The organism is Kitasatospora setae KM-6054 (genome assembly GCF_000269985.1).
In the GTDB taxonomy this organism is placed as follows: Bacteria; Actinomycetota; Actinomycetes; order Streptomycetales; family Streptomycetaceae; genus Kitasatospora; species Kitasatospora setae.
Genome location: NC_016109.1, coordinates 366,194 through 381,223, shown reverse-complemented (window position 1 = coordinate 381,223; position 15,030 = coordinate 366,194). Strand labels below are relative to the sequence as shown.

Below are 15,030 nucleotides of genomic sequence, written 5' to 3'. Positions count from 1 at the left end.
GGTCGGGCCGGATAAGGGGCTGCGGGCGTAGGACCGGGGCCTACGCCCACCCGGCCGGCAGTGCTGCGCTGCCCCCTGGTGGTGTCGGTTCGCCCACCGGTGCCGTGCCGCCCGCGGTGGTGCCGGTTCGCCCGGTCGCCGGTGAAAGTTTCACCGCCGTGCGGCGCTCCGGCCGGGTTTCGCTGCGGGTTCGGCCGGGGCCGACGGGGTGGCCTTGACGGGGTGTCACCGGGCTGGCTGCATGGGCGGCCCCGACCGACCGCCGATCACCGCCCGGAGAGACCCGCCATGCGCCCACCCCGCCCCGTCCGAGCCGCGCTGTCGCTGGCCGTGCTGCTCGCCGCCGGCCTCGCCGCCGCCGTCCCGGTCCAGGCCGCGCCCGCCGCATCCGGCTCTGCGTCCGGCTCCGCGTCCGGCTCCGCCGCGCGGACCCTCGCGCCGGACACCCGGTTCTACGTCGACCCGGCCAGCAAGGCCGCCCAGCAGGCGCTGACCGACCTGAAGGCGCACGACCTGGACGGCGCGCTGGCGATGGCCCGGCTGGCGTCCTGGCCGGTCGCGCAGTGGTTCAACGGGACGGCGACCCCGCAGGAGACCACCGACGCGATGGCCGCGCTGCAGGCGAAGGCCGCCAAGGCCCACCAGGTGCCGGTCACCGTCGCCTACAACGTGCCGGGCCGGGACTGCTCGCAGTACTCGGCGGGCGGCGCCTCCAACAGCGCCGAGTACGCGGCCTGGATCGACGCGCTGGCCCGCGGCATCGGCGACCGCAGGACCGTCGTCATCCTGGAGCCGGACGGCCTCGCCCTGTCGCCCGCGTTCTGCGGCGGCACCGCCGCCCAGCAGCAGGACCGCCTCGCCGAGATCTCCGCCGCCGTCCGCCGCCTGGAGCAGCAGCCCGGCGCGGTCGTCTACCTGGACTCCGGCCACAGCAGCTGGCAGAACGTCGGCACCCAGGCCCAACTGCTGGTCGACGCCGGAGTCGCCGACGCGCAGGGCTTCTTCCTGAACGTGTCGAACTACCAGACGGACGCCGCGCTGGCCCGCTACGGCACCCTGGTCTCCCAGTGCGTCTGGTACCTGCGCAACACCCCCGGCGCCACCGCCGACTCCTGCGCCAACCAGTACTGGCCCGCCGCGGACGCCGACGCCTGGTACGCCGCCCGGGTCCCCGCCGACGCCAAGCTGCCCCACTTCGTGATCGACAGCAGCCGCAACGGCCAGGGCCCCTGGACGCCGGAACCCGGCAAGTACACCGGCGACCCGCAGACCTGGTGCAACCCGCCCGCCCGCGGCCTGGGCACCCGCCCCACCGCGGACACCGGCCGGCCGCTGCTCGACGCCTTCCTGTGGATCAAGGTCCCCGGCGAGTCCGACGGCAGCTGCACCCGCGGCACCGCCGGCCCGGCCGACCCCGAGTACGGCTCGGTCGACCCGATCGCGGGCGGCTGGTGGCCCGCCCAGGCGCACTCGCTGGCGGCGAACGCCGCGCCGAAGCTCGGCTTCAACACCGGCCTGCTCCCGCAGCACTGACACCGCAGCACTGACACCGCGCCGACCGCACCACGGACGCCCGGGCCCGCGCCATCGCGCGATCGGCCCGGGCGTTTGCGCATCCGCAGATTTGCGTGCCCGCAGGTTTGCGCGTTCCCGGGTTCACGTGCCCGCAGGTTTACGCATCCGCAGGTTTGCGTGTCCGGTTCACCCGTCCGCCGCCTGCTCCGCGTGCCGGGCGACGATCCCCGAGACGGAGGCCAGGAAGCCCTCCACGGTGGCCCGTTCGGCCGGGGAGAGCCCCTCCACCAGGGCGACCGTCTCGCCGATCAGCGGCCCGAAGAACCCCTGCCCGAGGGCGACCGCCCGCTCGGTGACCGCCAGCAGGACGCGCCGCCGGTCGTCCGGGTCGCGGTCGCGGCGGACCAGGCCCAGCCGCTCCAGCCGGTCCAGTACGGCGGTGGTACCCGCCGAGTTCAGGCGCAGCTCGCGGCCGAGCCGGCCGGGGGTGGCGGGCGTGCCCTCCCGGGCGGCGTCCAGCAGGGCGATCAGGGCCCGCAGGTCGGTCGGGTGCAGGCCGTTCCGGCGGGCGAACGCGGCCGCCAGCAGGTCGAGTTCGACGGTGAGCGCGCGCAGCCGGTGCACGGTGCGCAGGCCCGGGCCCGGATCGTCCATCTGCCCGTCCTCTCGTAGGGGGTGCCGTGGGGTGTTGCGGGGGTGGTTGTCGGCGGAGGCTACCGCGTGCATAGTATCTCGCTCGGCGAGAAGATTGCCGAGCGAGACACTCTGTACGGGAGCCCGCATGGGATTCGACCGGTCTGCCTTCCTGTCCGCCTACGACGCCCTGCTCGACCGCTGGCCCGTTCCGGTCGACACCCTCGACGTCGCCACCCCCTGGGGCACCACCCGGGTCAACGCCGCCGGACCGCCCGACGCCCCGCCCCTGCTGCTGCTCCACGGCGGTGGCGCGACCGCCGCCTCCTGGTGGGCCAACGTCGGCGAACTCGCCCGCACGGCAAGGGTGTTCGCCGTCGACCGGATCGGCGAGGCCGGCCGCTCCGCCCCCGCCGGTCACCCGGCCCCCGCCGGCCGCTCCGCCCCCGCCGGCGGCACGCCCCCGCGGACCGTCGACGAGCTGCACGACTGGCTGGACGCCGTCCTCGACGCGCTCGGCACCGGCCCCGCCGACCTGTGCGGCCACTCGTACGGCGGCTGGATCGCCCTCGGCTACGCGCTGCGCCGCCCGGACCGGGTCGGCCGGCTGGCCCTGCTCGACCCGACCGGCTGCCTCACCGGCTACCGCCCCTCCTACCTGCTGCACGCCGCCCCGATGCTGGCCCGCCCCAGCGAGCGCCGGGCCCGCGCCTTCCTCGCCTGGGAGACCGGCGGCGTCCCGCTCGACCCGGACTGGGCCCGCCTGTACGGACTCGCCGCGACCTACCCCGCTCCCCGTCCCGTCACCGGCCCCCGCCCCACCGCCCCGGCGCTGGCCGCGCTCCGGGCGCCCTGCCTGCTGCTCCCCGCCGCCGACAGCCGCCCCCACGACGCCCGCACCCTCGCCGCCCGCGCCGCCCGGCTGCTCCCGCGGGCCCGGGTCCGGACCCTGCCCGGCGTCTCCCACCACGGCCTCCCGTACCTGCGGCCCGCCGCGCTGAACGCCGAACTCACCGCCTTCCTGGCCCGCTGAACCCGACTGCCCGGCCGGGGGCCATACTTGGGCGATCCGCTCGTCGAGAGGCACTCCCCGCATGGCCGAGAACACCCCCGCCCCGCGCCGGGCCCTGCTGCAACTGACCGGCGTCAGCCGCTCGTACGGCGGCCGGGAGGTGCTGCACCCCGTCGACCTGGAACTGGCGGCCGGCGAGTGCGTCGCGCTGCTCGGGCACAACGGCTCCGGCAAGTCGACGCTGCTGCGGATCGCGGCCGGCCGCGACCTGCCGACCCGGGGCACCGTCCGCTTCGACGGCCTGCCGATGGACGAGAACGACCCGCGGATCCGGGCCCGGGTCGCCGTCGTCGGCGACACCGTCGCCCACTACCCCGACCTGACCGTCCGCGAGCACCTGATGCTGGTCGCCGTCGCGCACGGCGTCGCCGGCGCCGCGGCCTGGGTCGACAACGTGCTCGCCAACCGCTCGCTCACCGAACGGGCCGACGCGCTGCCCTCCGCGCTCTCCTCCGGACAGCTGCAGGCCCTGCTGCTGGCCTGCGCCCTGGTCCGCCCGCGCGACCTGCTGCTGCTCGACGAGCCCGAGCAGCGCCTCGACCCGGAGGCCCGCCGCCGCCTCGTCGAACTCCTCACCGTCGAACTCGCCGACGGCGTCGCCGTCCTGCTGGTCACCCACCACACCGACCTCGCCCTCCAGGTCGCCGACCGCGCCGTGCTCCTGGAGGACGGCCGGGTCATCCGGCAGGGCCCGCCCGCCGAGGTCCTCGCCGCGACCGCCCCGGGCGCCGGAACGGTCGGCCTCCGGTGAGCGGCGCGCGGACCGCCGCCGGAACCGGCACCGGGCAGCCGGACGAGGAGCACGACGCGCACGGGCCCGACGGTCCCAACCAAGCGGACGGCGCGGACGAGGCGGACGACCCGGGCACGCCCGCCGAGTGGACGGCCGACGACGACTGGACCGACGAGGCGCTCGCCCTGCTGCGCACCCTGCGCGCACCGCACCGGCGCAACCGGGCCAAGCAGATCGCCTTCGCCGCCTACTGCACGGTGCTGCTCCTGCTGGTCTGGGGCGGCGTCCCCAGCTTCGGCCTCTTCCTCCAGGCGTCGATGGGCGCCGACTACACCCGCTACGGCCCCGGCCTGCTGGCCGCCATGCCCGGCGGCATCGCCGCGGTCGGCCTGGCCGTCCTGCTGCTGGCCGTCCGCGACGGGCTGTGGCGCGGGCCGGTCGTCCCGCCGCGCGCCACCACCGACTGGCTGCTCGCCCACCCGGTCCGGCCCCGCCCGGTGCTGCGGCCCTGGTTCTGGCTCTCCTGCGGACTGGCCGCCTTCCCCGGCCTGATCGCCGCCCTCGGCGGCATGGTCGCGCTCGGCCTGACCGTCCGCACCGGCCTGCCCGCCGCCCTCGGCTGGAGCCTGACCGGTGCGCTCGGCCTGCCGCTGCTCGGCGTCTGCGCCGGCCTGCTGGTCCAGCGCGACCCGCGGGCCGCCCACTGGGCCCGGCTGCTCACCCCGTACGCGACGGTGCTCGTCCTGCTGTTCGCCACCCAGAGCGCGCTGGCCGCCGCCGGACACCCCGTGCCCTGGCTGGAGCGGATCGAACTCTGGTCCGGACCCTGGGGCTGGGCGGGCGTCGCCGCGCTGGCCCCCACCCCCGCCGCCGTCCCCGGCGGGACGCTCGCCGCCGTCCTGCTGGTGCTGTCGACCGCGCTCGCCCTGCTGTTCGCCGACCGGGCCGCCGGGACCGTCCCGCTGACCCTGCTGCGCGAACGGGCCCGCACCGCCGCCGGCGTCATGGCCGCGCTGCGCACCGTCGAACCGCGCGCCGCCAAACTGGCCGTCGCCGAGGCCACCGGCGGTACGCGCCGCCTGCGGGTCCGGCTCCCCGCGCCCCGGCGCCGCGCGCTGGTCATGTACTGGCGCGACACCCTCTCCCTGCTGCGGACACCCGCCCGCCCCGGCCGCGCCGTCCTGCTCACCGTCCCGGCCGTGCTCTGCGCCGCCCCCGCCCACGACACCCGCGGCGTGCTCTCCTGGGCGGTCGCCGCCCTCGCGCTGCTCTTCGGCTACCTGGCCGTCGCCCAACTCCTGGAGCCCGCCCGGATCGAGACCGACGACGTCCGCCGCTCCTCCTGGTCGCCCTACCCCTTCTCCGGCCTGATGCTCCGCCACGCGGTGGTCCCCGCGCTGCTCGCCCTCGTCCTCGCGACGGCCGCCGCCGCCACCCTCCTCCTGCTCGGCGCCGGACCGGTCGCCTGGCTGGCCCCCCTCGCCGTCCCGCCCCTGGCCGCCGCCGCCCTGGTCAACGCCTGCCGCGGCCCGGCCCGCCGCGACCTGCTCTACCGCTCCCCGAATCCGAGCGGCGGAAGCACCGGCGTCGCCTTCTTCCTGGCCTGGTACGCGGCCGGCCCCGGCGTCGCCCTCCCCCTGCTGGCCCTCCCGTTCTCGGCGGCCCTGCGCGACGCCACCGCCGACAACCTCACCTCCACCGCCACCTTCGGCACCACCCTGACCGTCCTGCTCCTCGCCTGGGCCCGCCACCGGGCCACCCTCCTCCCCGCCCGGGCCCGCCCCACCGGCGCCTGACCCGCCCGGTCCGGCTCGCACGAGGCGCCGCGCCGGCCGCTCAGCCACCCGGGTCGCCCGCCGCTACCGGCTCTACCGTCGGTAGCGGCGGGCGACCGCGGTGAAGGCTCGCTTGGGTTCCCAGGGGAGGCCGGGGTAGGCGGTGCCGTGGCCGGTCTCCAGGAGGCTGACCAGGCCGAGGCTCGCGCGGTCGAGGTCGTCGCGGGGGTCGCCGTCCGGGCGGTGCGGGTAGCCGGGGAGGGCGAAGAGGTAGACGAACGCGCTGTCGACGCCCTCGGTCTCGAAGACCTCCAGCAGCTCGTCGAGGTAGGCGGCCTGCCCGGCCTCGTCGCGCTCGTGGGCGGCGTCGAGGCGGAGCGGGGCGCCGGTCGCCGGGTCGTGCTCGACCACCTCCAGCACCCGGCCGCCGCGGTCGCCCGCGCCCCGGTAGGCGGCGGTGCCGAAACCGGTGACGGCGAGCGGCTTCGGGCCCCGGGCCAGCGTGCGCACCGCCTCGCGGAACACGTCGGCGATCTCGGCGGAGCGCAGCAGCTCGTAGGTGGTGAAGTCGAACGGGGCCCAGTCGACCTGCTCGAACTGGATGGCCGCGTACGTCAGCCGACCGCCGAAACGGGCCCGGACCTCGGCCGCGGCCTCGCCGAGGAAGGCGTTCATCCGCCCGCCCAGCGCGCGGATCTCCGCCGCCCGCCGCTCGGGCCGGGCCATCAGCCGCCCGACCCGCTCCTCCGGGGTCCCGCCGGGCAGGAAGCCGCGGTTCATCACGCTCAGCTCGACGCCCGCCACGAACACCACCTCGGCGCCCAGCAGCCGCACCCGCTCGGCCCGCTCGGCGCAGTCGCGCAGCAGGGCGAGGACCTCCGCCGGCTCCAGCTCCAGCGGGTAGGGCGAGAACCAGACCTCCAGCCCGAGCCCGGCCGCCGCCCGGGCGGCCAGCTCCAGCCGCTCCGGATCGCCGCCGATCAGCTGGACGGCGTCGCAGTGCAGGTCGTCGCGGATGACGGCGAGCTCGCGCCGCACCAGCTCGGGGTCGAAGCCGGGGTGGGAGGTCCGGCCGTGCAGGACGAACCCGGTGTCGTAGGCGATTCCCCTGGCGCGCATGGTCGCTCCTCGGTCGGTGGGGTGAGTGGATGAGGGGGTGGGGCGGGGACGAGGCTGGCAGGGAAAATGCGTGTGCGCAAGTTTGCGTGTGCGAAAATCTACTGGGCAGCAAGTTTGCGCGGGCGCAGCGTGGTGTGGAAGGCTGGTGGGGTGACGACACCTGGGCTGCGGGAGCGCAAGAAGCAGGCCACCCGGGCGGCCCTGCGCGAGGCGGCGCTGCGGCTGGCCCTGGAGCACGGCCCGGACGGGGTGCGGGTCGAGGACATCGCCGAGGCCGCCGGGGTCTCGCCGCGCACCTACAACAACTACTTCGCCAGCCGAGAGCAGGCGATCGCCGCCGCCGTCGCCGCCGACCGGGAGTCCCGGATCGCGGCGGCCGTCACGGCCCGGCCCGCGGGCACCCCGCTGGCCGAGGCCGTCACCGACGCGGTGGTCGAGAAGTACGCGGACACCGCCGCGCAGGACCCCCGGGCCCTGCTGCTGGTCGTCAGCCGGCCCGCGCTGCGCGAGGCGTTCCTCGACACCACCGCCGGGATCGAGCCCCCGCTCGCCGACGCGATCGCCGAACGCCTGGACGGTGCCGAGCCGTTGACGGCCCGCGTCCTCGCGGCGGCCACCGCCGCGGCGGTCCGCGTCGCCCTGGGGGAGTGGCTCCGCCCGGCGGCAGGCCCGGCGGGCGGCACCGGCGCCCTGGTCGTCCCGGCCGGCCCGCTGCCCGACCGGCTCCGCGCCGCGCTGGCCCCGCTCGCCCCCGCCTTCGCCGCCGCGGAACGCCCGGTTCACCAGCCGGTCCACCCGCCGGCCGGGCAGTCCGGCGCGGAGCCCGTCCGGCCGGTGCGGCGGGTGGTGCCGAACGTGAAGCTCGTCCGGGAGGCGGCCCGCCGGGAGAGCCGGGAGTTCTACGGGCGGCTCGGCCTGGAGGCCGCGATGGACCACGGCTGGATCATGACGCTGGCCGCCCCCGGCAACCCGACCGCCCAACTGGGCCTGGCGACCGGGGACGCCACCGCGCCCGTCGTCCCGGACCTCAGCGTGGAGGTCGACGACGTGGACGCGGCCTACGCGGCGATGCGCGCGGCGGGCGCCGAGATCGTCCACCCGCTGTGCGACGAGGAGTTGGGCGTGCGGCGGTTCTTCGTCCGCGACCCCAACGGCCGGGTGGTCAACGTCCTCGGCCACCGCTGACGGAGGGCGCGGGGGACGGGGGAGAGGCGGCGGCGGAGGCGACGGCCGCGGTCACCAGCCGGTGCGCAGCCGGTAGGAGGCGGTGAGGTCGCGCACCTCCGCCGAGCGGACCACCTCCCGGCCGAGGACCGGGCGCAGGTGCTTGTCGAGCAGGCGCAGCACCTCCTCGGAGAGGCGGGCCTTGAGGCCCTCCGGGCGGCCGGGCAGCAGGCCGATCGCGATGTGCACGAAGGCGACCAGCTGCCCGTCCGAGGCGTCGACCCAGGTCTCGGCGGCCGGGCGGAAGAACGTCTTGCAGACGCCCCGGGACGCCACCCACTCGCGCACCAGCGGATGCAGCTCGCGGACGAAACCAGGGCGGTCGAAGGCGTCGGCGAGCTGCGGCGAGTAGTCGACGGTGATGTGGGGCATGGCGGGGGACCTCTTCGCGCAGATGCTTGGCTTCTACATCCGCCTATCCTCTCCCCGGCCCGCCCCGGCCCCGCGCCCGGGGTCCCCCGAGCCGCCCGCTCAGCGGGACGCGGTGCCGCGCGGAGCGGTCACCGGCACCCCCGCCGACCCGGTCACCAGCGCCCCCACCAGCCCGGTGGCGGCGGGTCTGCCAGCACCGCCGACGGCTGCTCGGCGTGCAGGCCGAGCCGGCGCAGCGCCGCCGCGTCCACCGACAGCACGACCCGGCCCCACCACTGCCCGTCCGGCCCGATCCCGCACGCCAGGTCCATCCGCACCTCGTCGGCGGCGAGCGGGAACCAGCCGATGCCGTGGGCGCGCAGTCAAGCGCGCAGCCGCTCGTCCGCGCTCTGCCGCTTCGGCAGGTTCCGGTACGCCAGCACGGGCACCCACTTCTCCTCGTCCTCGTCCACCCGGCCCATCCTGCCCGCCTCCTGACGCCCTGTCAGGTGAATAAGGGCCCGTTAAAAGCAGCTCATCAACCGGGGAAATCCGGGCGCGGCCATTGGCCCGGTCCGACCGGGGAGTGTAGGAATGGGCGTATGACCCGGTTTCGGGCAGCACCCGGTGGACGCAGCGTGGCGGACCAGGCCCCTCCGCGACGGCTGTCCATCGCCCCGCGCCCCGCCCCCGCTGCCCGCCCGGCCCCCGCGGCCCACCCCGCCCACCCGGCCCCGGCCCCCGCCGGACGGCGCGGATGACCGCCGCCACGGACGGGACGGGCCGGCAGCGCGCACCCGAGCCGGCCGTCGTCCGCGAAGGCGTGCTGCTGCTCGACGCCGAACGGCGCCTGCGCTACGCCAACGACGAGGCCCGCCGCCTGCTCGGCCTGCCCGCCGACTGCGAGGGCCACCCGCTGGACGCCCTCGACCTGCCGCCCGCGCTCACCACCCTGCTGGACGCCCCCGGCGCACTCACCGGCGCCCCCGCGCTGGTCCGCGGCCGCACCCTCAGCGTCGACCTGCACCCCGCCGACCGGCTCGGCGGCCCGCCCTGCCGGCTCGCCACCCTGCGCGACACCGCCCCGCCAGTCGCCCCCGACACCGCCCGGCTGCGCCTGGAGCTGCTCTACCGGGCCGGTGCCTCGATCGGCACCACCCTCGACATCACCCGCACCTGCGAGGAGCTCGCCGCCGCCCTCGTCCCCGCCTTCGCCGACTTCGCCAGCGTCGACCTGTACGAGGGCGTGCTGGCCGGCGGCGAACCGCGCCCCGGCCGGCACCGCCCGCTGCGCCGCGCCGCGCTGGCCGGCGTCACCGAGCTGCCGCCGCTGCTGGCGCCCGGCGTGCCCGTCCCGGTCGTCCCCGGCACCCCCAGGGCCCGGGCCCTCGCCGGGCCGTGCTCGGTGGTCGAGCCCGACCTGTCGGCCGCGCTGGCCGCCTGGGACGACGTCAGCCCCGGCACCGTCGACGCGATGCGCGAGGAGGAGGTGCACACCCTGGTCGCGGTGCCGCTGACGGTCGGCGGGACGCTGCTGGGCGTGGCCACCTTCTGGCGGGCCCGCCCGCGCCCCGCCTTCGACGAGGAGGACCGCACCCTCGCCGAGGAGCTCACCGCCCGGGCCGCCGTCCTGGTCGAGAACGCCCGCCGCTACACCCGCGAGCACACCATGGCCGTCGCCCTCCAGCACAGCCTGCTGCCCGCCGGACTCCCCGAGCAGCACGCCCTGGACGTCGCCTCCCGCTACCTGCCCGCCCAGGCCGGCGTCGGCGGCGACTGGTTCGACGTCATCCCGCTCTCCGGCGCCCGGGTCGCCCTGGTGGTCGGCGACGTGGTCGGCCACGGCGTGCACGCGGTCGCCACCATGGGACGGCTGCGCACCGCCGTGCACACCTTCTCCTCGCTCGACCTCGCCGCCGACGAACTGCTCGGCCACCTCGACGCCCTGGTCAACCGCCTCGACCAGGAGCACCCCGCACCCGACGGCGCCGACCGCCCGATCACCGGCGCGACCTGCCTGTACGCCGTCTACGACCCGGTCACCCGCCGCTGCACCCTGGCCCGGGCCGGTCACCTGCCGCCCGCCGTGGCCTACCCCGACGGCCGGATCGAGATCGTCGACCTGCCGGCCGGCCCGCCGCTCGGCGTCACCGGCCTGCCCTACGAGAGCACCGAGGTGAAACTCCCCGAGGGCAGCCGGCTGGTGCTGTACACCGACGGGCTGCTCGCCTCTCGCGGCCAGGACGTCGACCACGGCCTGAAACTGCTCCGCGGCGCCCTCGCCCGCCCCGGCCGCGACCCCGGGCAGACCTGCGAGGACCTGCTGGCCGCGCTGCTGCCCAGCGACCCCGCCGACGACATCGCGCTGCTGGTCGCCCGGACCCGCGCGCTGCCCGCCGACCACGTCGCCGACTGGGACGTCCCCGCCGACCCGGCCGCCGTCGCCCGGATCCGGGCCGCCGTCACCCGCCGGCTCGACGACTGGGGCCTGTCCGAGCAGGCGTTCGCCGCCGAACTCGTGCTCAGCGAGCTGATCACCAACGCGATCCGGCACGCCGCCGAGCCGATCCGGGTCCGGCTGCTCCGCGACCGCGCGCTGATCTGCGAGGTCTGGGACGGCTCCGCCACCTCCCCGCACCTGCGGTACGCCACCGACACCGACGAGGGCGGCCGCGGCCTGTTCCTGGTCGCCCAGCTCGCCGAGCGCTGGGGCACCCGCTACCCCGCCAGCGGCAAGGTGATCTGGGCCGAGCTGCCGCTCGACTGACCCCGGCCCGCCCCGGACGGCACGCCGCCCCCGACCGTGGGAACGGCCGGGGGCGGCGTGGTGCGGTGCGGTGCGGCGCGGCGCGGTGTGCGGGGGTCAGGCGTCGGGGAACTCGCCGTCGAACGCGGAGGCCAGCCGCAGGTACGGGACGGCCTCGGCGTTCCGGCCCTGGCGCTCCAGGACCCGGCCCAGCACCAGGTGCGCGTAGTGCTCCACCGGGTCGCGCTCGATCACCGCGCGCAGCTGCTCCTCGGCGCGGCGCAGCTGGGCCGAGTGGTAGTACGCGCGGGCCAGCAGCAGGCGCGGGCCGACCTGCTCGGGCACCTCGTCGACGACCTCGGCGAGGAGCAGCGCGGCGTCCGCGTACGCCTTGGAGTCGAAGAACAGCTGGGCGCGGGCCCAGCGTTCGGCGGTGCCCTCGCCCGGGGTCACGACGGACGCGCCGCGGTGGCGGGGGTCGTTGTGGCGGAGGTCGGTGGTCATGCCTGCTCCTTCCCGTTTCCGGGTCCTGCCGGGCCGCGCTGGCCCGACAGGTGGTTGAACATTCACCCACCGGGTGCTATTCCACGCGCGCCCCGCGCGGTGCGGCCGCCCCGCCCGCCCCGCTCCGGAGCCGCCCCACTCCGGTGCCGCCTCACCCCGCGGCCGACAGCTCCAGCAGCCGGTGCATGAACGGCACCGGCAGGGCCGGGTTGCCCGCCGCCGCGGCCGGCTGCGCGTCCGGCTCCAGGGCCCCCAGCAGCGCCCGCAGCGGCAGCCGCGGATCGCCCGCCGCCGCCCGCGCCACCACGCCGTCCCCGTCCGCCGCCAGCGCGGCCAGCACCTCCGGGGCCGGGGCCGGGTCGCGCAGCGCCGCCAGCCGCAGGGCCGGCTCCGGGCGGTCCGCCCACGCGGCCAGGCCCGGCGCCGCGAACCGGGGGTCCGCCACCAGCGCGGCCGGACCGAGCAGCTGCTCGTACACCGAGCGCAGCAGCCCGCCCGGCGCGTCCGCGCAGTGCTCCGCCAGCGCCAGGCGCACCAGCAGCTCCGGGTCCGCCGCCAGCAGCGCCACCGCCTCGTCCGGCAGCCGCTCCAGCGAGGCCACCGCGCAGCGCACCAGCGGGTGCGCCGAGCGCGCCAGCCGCAGCAGCTCCGCCGGATCGCCCGCCCGCTCCGCCACCCACGGCAGCGGCGGCGGCACGTCCGGCAGCCGGTACGCCACCGTCGCGCGCTGGGCCTCCGTCAGGTCGGCGCGCAGCGACACCGCCAGCCGCACCGCCTCGTGCGGGTCGGCCGCCAGTGTCAGCGCCAGGTCGGTGGGCAGTCGCGGGTTGCCCGCCGCGGCCGCCCGGATCCGCGGGTCGTCGTCCAGCACCAGCCACTCGCCGAGCGACCGCTCCAGCCCGGCGCCGGCCGCCGTCCGCTCCCGGCGGGCCGGGTCGCTCTCGGCGATGTAGCCCGCCAGTGACACCGGCAGCTCCCGCTCCACCCGCAGCGCCCGCCGCACCGCCGCCCGCACCGCCGGGTCGCGGTCGGCCCGCAGGCCGGTGCGCACCGTCGGCGGCAGCTGCGGCCAGGAGTCGGCCCGGACCGCCGCCGCGCGCACCAGCGGCGAGGTGTCCTGGGCCAGCAGCACCAGCAGCTCCGGCGGCAGGCCCGTGCAGCCCGGCACCCGGCGGCGGGTGTCCGGGTCGCGGTCGGCGGCCAGCGCGGCCAGCACCTCCGGCGCCAGCGCGGTCCGGTGCGCCGCCGACGCGGCGGCCCGCCGCACCCGGCGCTCCCGGTCGGCGGCCAGCTCGGCCAGCGCCGGCGCCGGCAGACCCGGACGCTCGGCCAGCGCCGCCCGCACCGGCCACCTCGGGTGCCGCAGCGCGGCCTCCAGCACCCGCTCCGGCAGGGCGGGCCGCCGGGCCAGCCAGCCCGGCTCGCCCGGCTCGGCGCCCTCGTCCAGCAGCCGGAGCAGCACCTCGGCCGGCGCTCCCGGATTGGCCGCCAGCCCGTCCCGCCAGGCCCGCCCCGGCGGCGGGCCGGACAACGGACGCCAACGGGCGGCCGACTGATGTGCGCTCAGGTCGAGCACGTGTGGATACCTCCCCCGGAAAGACAAACGCCACCGACCCTACCCGCGTAGCGGTACCGCGTGCACCGGTTCCCGCCAGGGAGGCACAGGCGGGAGGAGGCATGTCGGAAGTGTGCGCACGGCAGGGACGTCCGAAGGAGGAACGCCCCCCGGCGGTGGCACCGAGTGCCAGCGCCGGGGGGCGCGGACCGGGCGCCGGTGGGGGACGGCGGCCCGGGGTCCCGGGGGTCGGTCGGAGGGGCCGGGAGCTGCGGGTACTGACCCGGGGTGAGGACGAGGACGGGGACGAGGACGGGGCGGGGAGGTGCGGGACGGGCCGTCAGGTGCGCGGTGCCAGTCGGAAGGTCAGCACCCGGCCGCCCTCCTCGCTGGTCACCAGGTGCACCCGGGCGCCGATCGGCACCGCGCCCGGCAGCCCGCCGAGCACCGCGGCCTGCACGGTGTGGCCCTCGTCCAGCACGATCAGGTACGGCCGCCCCGGCTGCGGCCCGCGGCGGGTCGGCCGCAGCAGCCGCTGCACCGTGCCCTGCCCGGACGCCCGCGCGGGCACCAGGTCGGCCGAGCCGCACACCGGGCAGAGCAGGCAGGCGGCCGCGCTGGCCGAGTGGCACCAGCGGCAGCGCCGGTAGTCCAGCTCCGCCTCGCCGGACGGGCCGGCGGTCCGGGGCTGCTGGTGCGGGAAGGGGCGGTCGCCGAAGGGGGCGAACGGGGAGTCCGGGGCGTGCGAGGACTGCGGCGGCTGCGCGGGCTGCTGGGGCTGCCGGACGTGGGGCGCCTGCGGGGTGTGCGGTGCGGACGGGGCGAGCGTGAGGGTCAAGGCCGTCTCCTTCCGGGACCTGGGTGCGCCGTCGTACCGCCGCCCGGGAGCGGGCGTGCGGTCGGGGCGGCTGCCAGAAGGAAGGTATGGCACTCAGTGCCTCGTGTAAAGGTACCGAGTGCCAAGTCGTATCGTCCGGCCATCGTGTGACCGCCGACCGATCACCGACCGATCACCGACCGATCACCGACCGGCCGTCGGGCTCGGGCGGCCGGCGCGGCTCAGCCCTCCAGGGCCGCCTCGACGCCCTGCACCACCCGCCACATCGGCGTCCCGCGCCGGGCCACCATCACCACCACCTCGTCGTCCTGCGAGGGTGCGCCCGCGCCGCCCTCGCCGCCGCCGCCCCAGGTGTCCGCCACCAGCTGCAGCGCCTCGTCCACCGCCGCGCCCACGTCGCCCTCGCCGCCCGAGCGGAGCCAGGCCCGCAGCGCGTAGTTGTGCGCGGCGACCACGGCGGCGGCGATCACGTCGGCCCGCAGGGCGCCGTCCGAGCGGGCCGCGTAGCGGGTGCGCAGGTGGCCGGCCAGGGTGCGCTCGTAGCGCCAGACCACCGAGAGCTCGTGGATCCGCAGGGTGGGCACCTGCTTGGTCAGCCGGTAGCGGCCGACCGAGAACGCCGGGTTGCCCGCGTACATCCGCAGCACCAGCCGGGCCGCGTCGCAGACCTGCTCCACCGGGTCGCCCGCCGGGTCGGCCGCCGCCAGGAAGGCCGTCATGTCGGCCAGGCAGCCGTCGTGGTCGGGGAAGACCACCGCCTCCTTCGACGGGAAGTACCGGAAGAACGACCGCCGGCCGACCCCGGCGAGCGTCACGATGTCGTCGATCGTGGTCTGCTCGAAGCCCCGCTCGGAGAACAGCTCGAAGGCGGCCTCCACCAGCGCGTCCCGCATCGTGGTCCGCGCTCCGCCGCTCCCGGCCGTCCGGTCCTGCCCCTGCACCTCGCTCATACCCGGACGGTAGCA

Annotated in this window: 14 protein-coding genes and 1 pseudogene; 7 read left to right on the top strand and 8 right to left on the bottom strand. The window is 77.4% G+C overall.

The features are described 5' to 3' along the window. Positions 1 to 288 precede the first annotated feature (288 nt). Positions 289 to 1,533, top strand: a complete 1,245-nt coding sequence (locus KSE_RS01615) for a glycoside hydrolase family 6 protein (RefSeq protein WP_014133505.1) — start codon at positions 289 to 291, stop codon at positions 1,531 to 1,533. Between the two features lie 168 nt (positions 1,534 to 1,701). On the opposite strand, the gene KSE_RS01610 is transcribed toward KSE_RS01615, so the two are convergent. Then, positions 1,702 to 2,169, bottom strand: a complete 468-nt coding sequence (locus KSE_RS01610; protein ID WP_014133504.1) for a MarR family winged helix-turn-helix transcriptional regulator — start codon at positions 2,167 to 2,169, stop codon at positions 1,702 to 1,704. Positions 2,170 to 2,296: 127 nt separating this feature from the next. On the opposite strand from KSE_RS01610, the gene KSE_RS01605 reads away from it, so the two are divergent. The 3 genes from KSE_RS01605 (at position 2,297) to KSE_RS01595 (ending at position 5,749) form a co-directional block, all read left to right on the top strand. Further along, the gene (locus tag KSE_RS01605; protein ID WP_014133503.1) at positions 2,297 to 3,181 is read left to right on the top strand and encodes an alpha/beta hydrolase; all 885 of its coding nucleotides are present in this window, start codon (positions 2,297 to 2,299) and stop codon (positions 3,179 to 3,181) included. Between the two features lie 61 nt (positions 3,182 to 3,242). After that, positions 3,243 to 3,971 carry an ATP-binding cassette domain-containing protein gene (locus tag KSE_RS01600; RefSeq protein ID WP_014133502.1) on the top strand — a complete coding sequence of 243 codons (729 nt, stop codon included), beginning with the start codon at positions 3,243 to 3,245 and terminating at the stop codon, positions 3,969 to 3,971. Continuing rightward, a complete protein-coding gene (locus tag KSE_RS01595) occupies positions 3,968 to 5,749 on the top strand; it encodes a hypothetical protein (protein WP_014133501.1) in 1,782 nt (593 codons plus the stop codon). Before KSE_RS01600 ends, KSE_RS01595 begins: the two co-directional genes overlap by 4 nt. Positions 5,750 to 5,821: 72 nt before the next feature. Here KSE_RS01595 and KSE_RS01590 read toward each other — a convergent pair whose 3' ends face one another. After that, positions 5,822 to 6,847 (bottom strand): hypothetical protein, encoded by a 1,026-nt coding sequence (locus tag KSE_RS01590; protein WP_014133500.1) that lies wholly within the window; start codon positions 6,845 to 6,847, stop codon positions 5,822 to 5,824. 150 nt (positions 6,848 to 6,997) lie between these two features. On the opposite strand from KSE_RS01590, the pseudogene KSE_RS01585 reads away from it, so the two are divergent. Together KSE_RS01585 and KSE_RS39575 are read left to right on the top strand one after the other, a co-directional pair. Next, positions 6,998 to 7,621 (top strand): annotated as a pseudogene (locus KSE_RS01585) (TetR/AcrR family transcriptional regulator); the annotation flags it as partial. 60 nt (positions 7,622 to 7,681) lie between these two features. Then, positions 7,682 to 8,032: a VOC family protein gene (locus KSE_RS39575; protein WP_081539797.1), complete on the top strand. Its 351-nt coding sequence runs from the start codon at positions 7,682 to 7,684 to the stop codon at positions 8,030 to 8,032. Positions 8,033 to 8,083: 51 nt separating this feature from the next. Here KSE_RS39575 and KSE_RS01580 read toward each other — a convergent pair whose 3' ends face one another. Together KSE_RS01580 and KSE_RS43285 are read right to left on the bottom strand one after the other, a co-directional pair. After that, the gene (locus KSE_RS01580; RefSeq protein ID WP_014133498.1) at positions 8,084 to 8,443 is read right to left on the bottom strand and encodes a 5-carboxymethyl-2-hydroxymuconate Delta-isomerase; all 360 of its coding nucleotides are present in this window, start codon (positions 8,441 to 8,443) and stop codon (positions 8,084 to 8,086) included. A 152-nt stretch (positions 8,444 to 8,595) separates the two neighbouring features. Continuing rightward, on the bottom strand, positions 8,596 to 8,754 hold the full coding sequence (locus KSE_RS43285) for a hypothetical protein (RefSeq protein WP_014133497.1): 159 nt from the start codon (positions 8,752 to 8,754) through the stop codon (positions 8,596 to 8,598). 425 nt (positions 8,755 to 9,179) lie between these two features. Between KSE_RS43285 and KSE_RS01575 the strand changes: the two genes are divergently transcribed. Further along, on the top strand, positions 9,180 to 11,189 hold the full coding sequence (locus KSE_RS01575) for a SpoIIE family protein phosphatase (RefSeq protein WP_014133496.1): 2,010 nt from the start codon (positions 9,180 to 9,182) through the stop codon (positions 11,187 to 11,189). A gap of 96 nt (positions 11,190 to 11,285) precedes the next feature. On the opposite strand, the gene KSE_RS01570 is transcribed toward KSE_RS01575, so the two are convergent. The 4 genes from KSE_RS01570 to KSE_RS01555 form a co-directional block, all read right to left on the bottom strand. Continuing rightward, positions 11,286 to 11,672, bottom strand: coding sequence for a tetratricopeptide repeat protein (locus KSE_RS01570; protein WP_014133495.1), 387 nt, complete (start codon positions 11,670 to 11,672; stop codon positions 11,286 to 11,288). Positions 11,673 to 11,823: 151 nt separating this feature from the next. Further along, entirely contained in the window at positions 11,824 to 13,248 is a 1,425-nt protein-coding gene (locus tag KSE_RS45565; RefSeq protein WP_158413046.1) for a hypothetical protein, read from the bottom strand. Positions 13,249 to 13,567: 319 nt separating this feature from the next. Further along, complete coding sequence (locus KSE_RS39570; protein ID WP_014133493.1) at positions 13,568 to 14,065, bottom strand: Zn-ribbon domain-containing OB-fold protein; 498 nt, start codon at positions 14,063 to 14,065, stop codon at positions 13,568 to 13,570. Positions 14,066 to 14,286: 221 nt separating this feature from the next. Then, on the bottom strand, positions 14,287 to 15,015 hold the full coding sequence (locus KSE_RS01555; protein WP_014133492.1) for a TetR family transcriptional regulator: 729 nt from the start codon (positions 15,013 to 15,015) through the stop codon (positions 14,287 to 14,289). Positions 15,016 to 15,030 lie beyond the last annotated feature (15 nt).

Excerpts from the sequence above, each read along its gene's own strand:
- KSE_RS01615 (WP_014133505.1), top strand. The coding sequence starts at position 289 with ATGCGCCCACCCCGCCCCGTCCGAGCCGCGCTGTCGCTGGCCGTGCTG.
- KSE_RS01610 (WP_014133504.1), bottom strand. The coding sequence starts at position 2,169 with ATGGACGATCCGGGCCCGGGCCTGCGCACCGTGCACCGGCTGCGCGCG.
- KSE_RS01605 (WP_014133503.1), top strand. The coding sequence starts at position 2,297 with ATGGGATTCGACCGGTCTGCCTTCCTGTCCGCCTACGACGCCCTGCTC.
- KSE_RS01600 (WP_014133502.1), top strand. The coding sequence starts at position 3,243 with ATGGCCGAGAACACCCCCGCCCCGCGCCGGGCCCTGCTGCAACTGACC.
- KSE_RS01590 (WP_014133500.1), bottom strand. The coding sequence starts at position 6,847 with ATGCGCGCCAGGGGAATCGCCTACGACACCGGGTTCGTCCTGCACGGC.
- KSE_RS01580 (WP_014133498.1), bottom strand. The coding sequence starts at position 8,443 with ATGCCCCACATCACCGTCGACTACTCGCCGCAGCTCGCCGACGCCTTC.
- KSE_RS43285 (WP_014133497.1), bottom strand. The coding sequence starts at position 8,754 with ATGGACCTGGCGTGCGGGATCGGGCCGGACGGGCAGTGGTGGGGCCGG.
- KSE_RS01575 (WP_014133496.1), top strand. The coding sequence starts at position 9,180 with ATGACCGCCGCCACGGACGGGACGGGCCGGCAGCGCGCACCCGAGCCG.
- KSE_RS01570 (WP_014133495.1), bottom strand. The coding sequence starts at position 11,672 with ATGACCACCGACCTCCGCCACAACGACCCCCGCCACCGCGGCGCGTCC.
- KSE_RS01555 (WP_014133492.1), bottom strand. The coding sequence starts at position 15,015 with ATGAGCGAGGTGCAGGGGCAGGACCGGACGGCCGGGAGCGGCGGAGCG.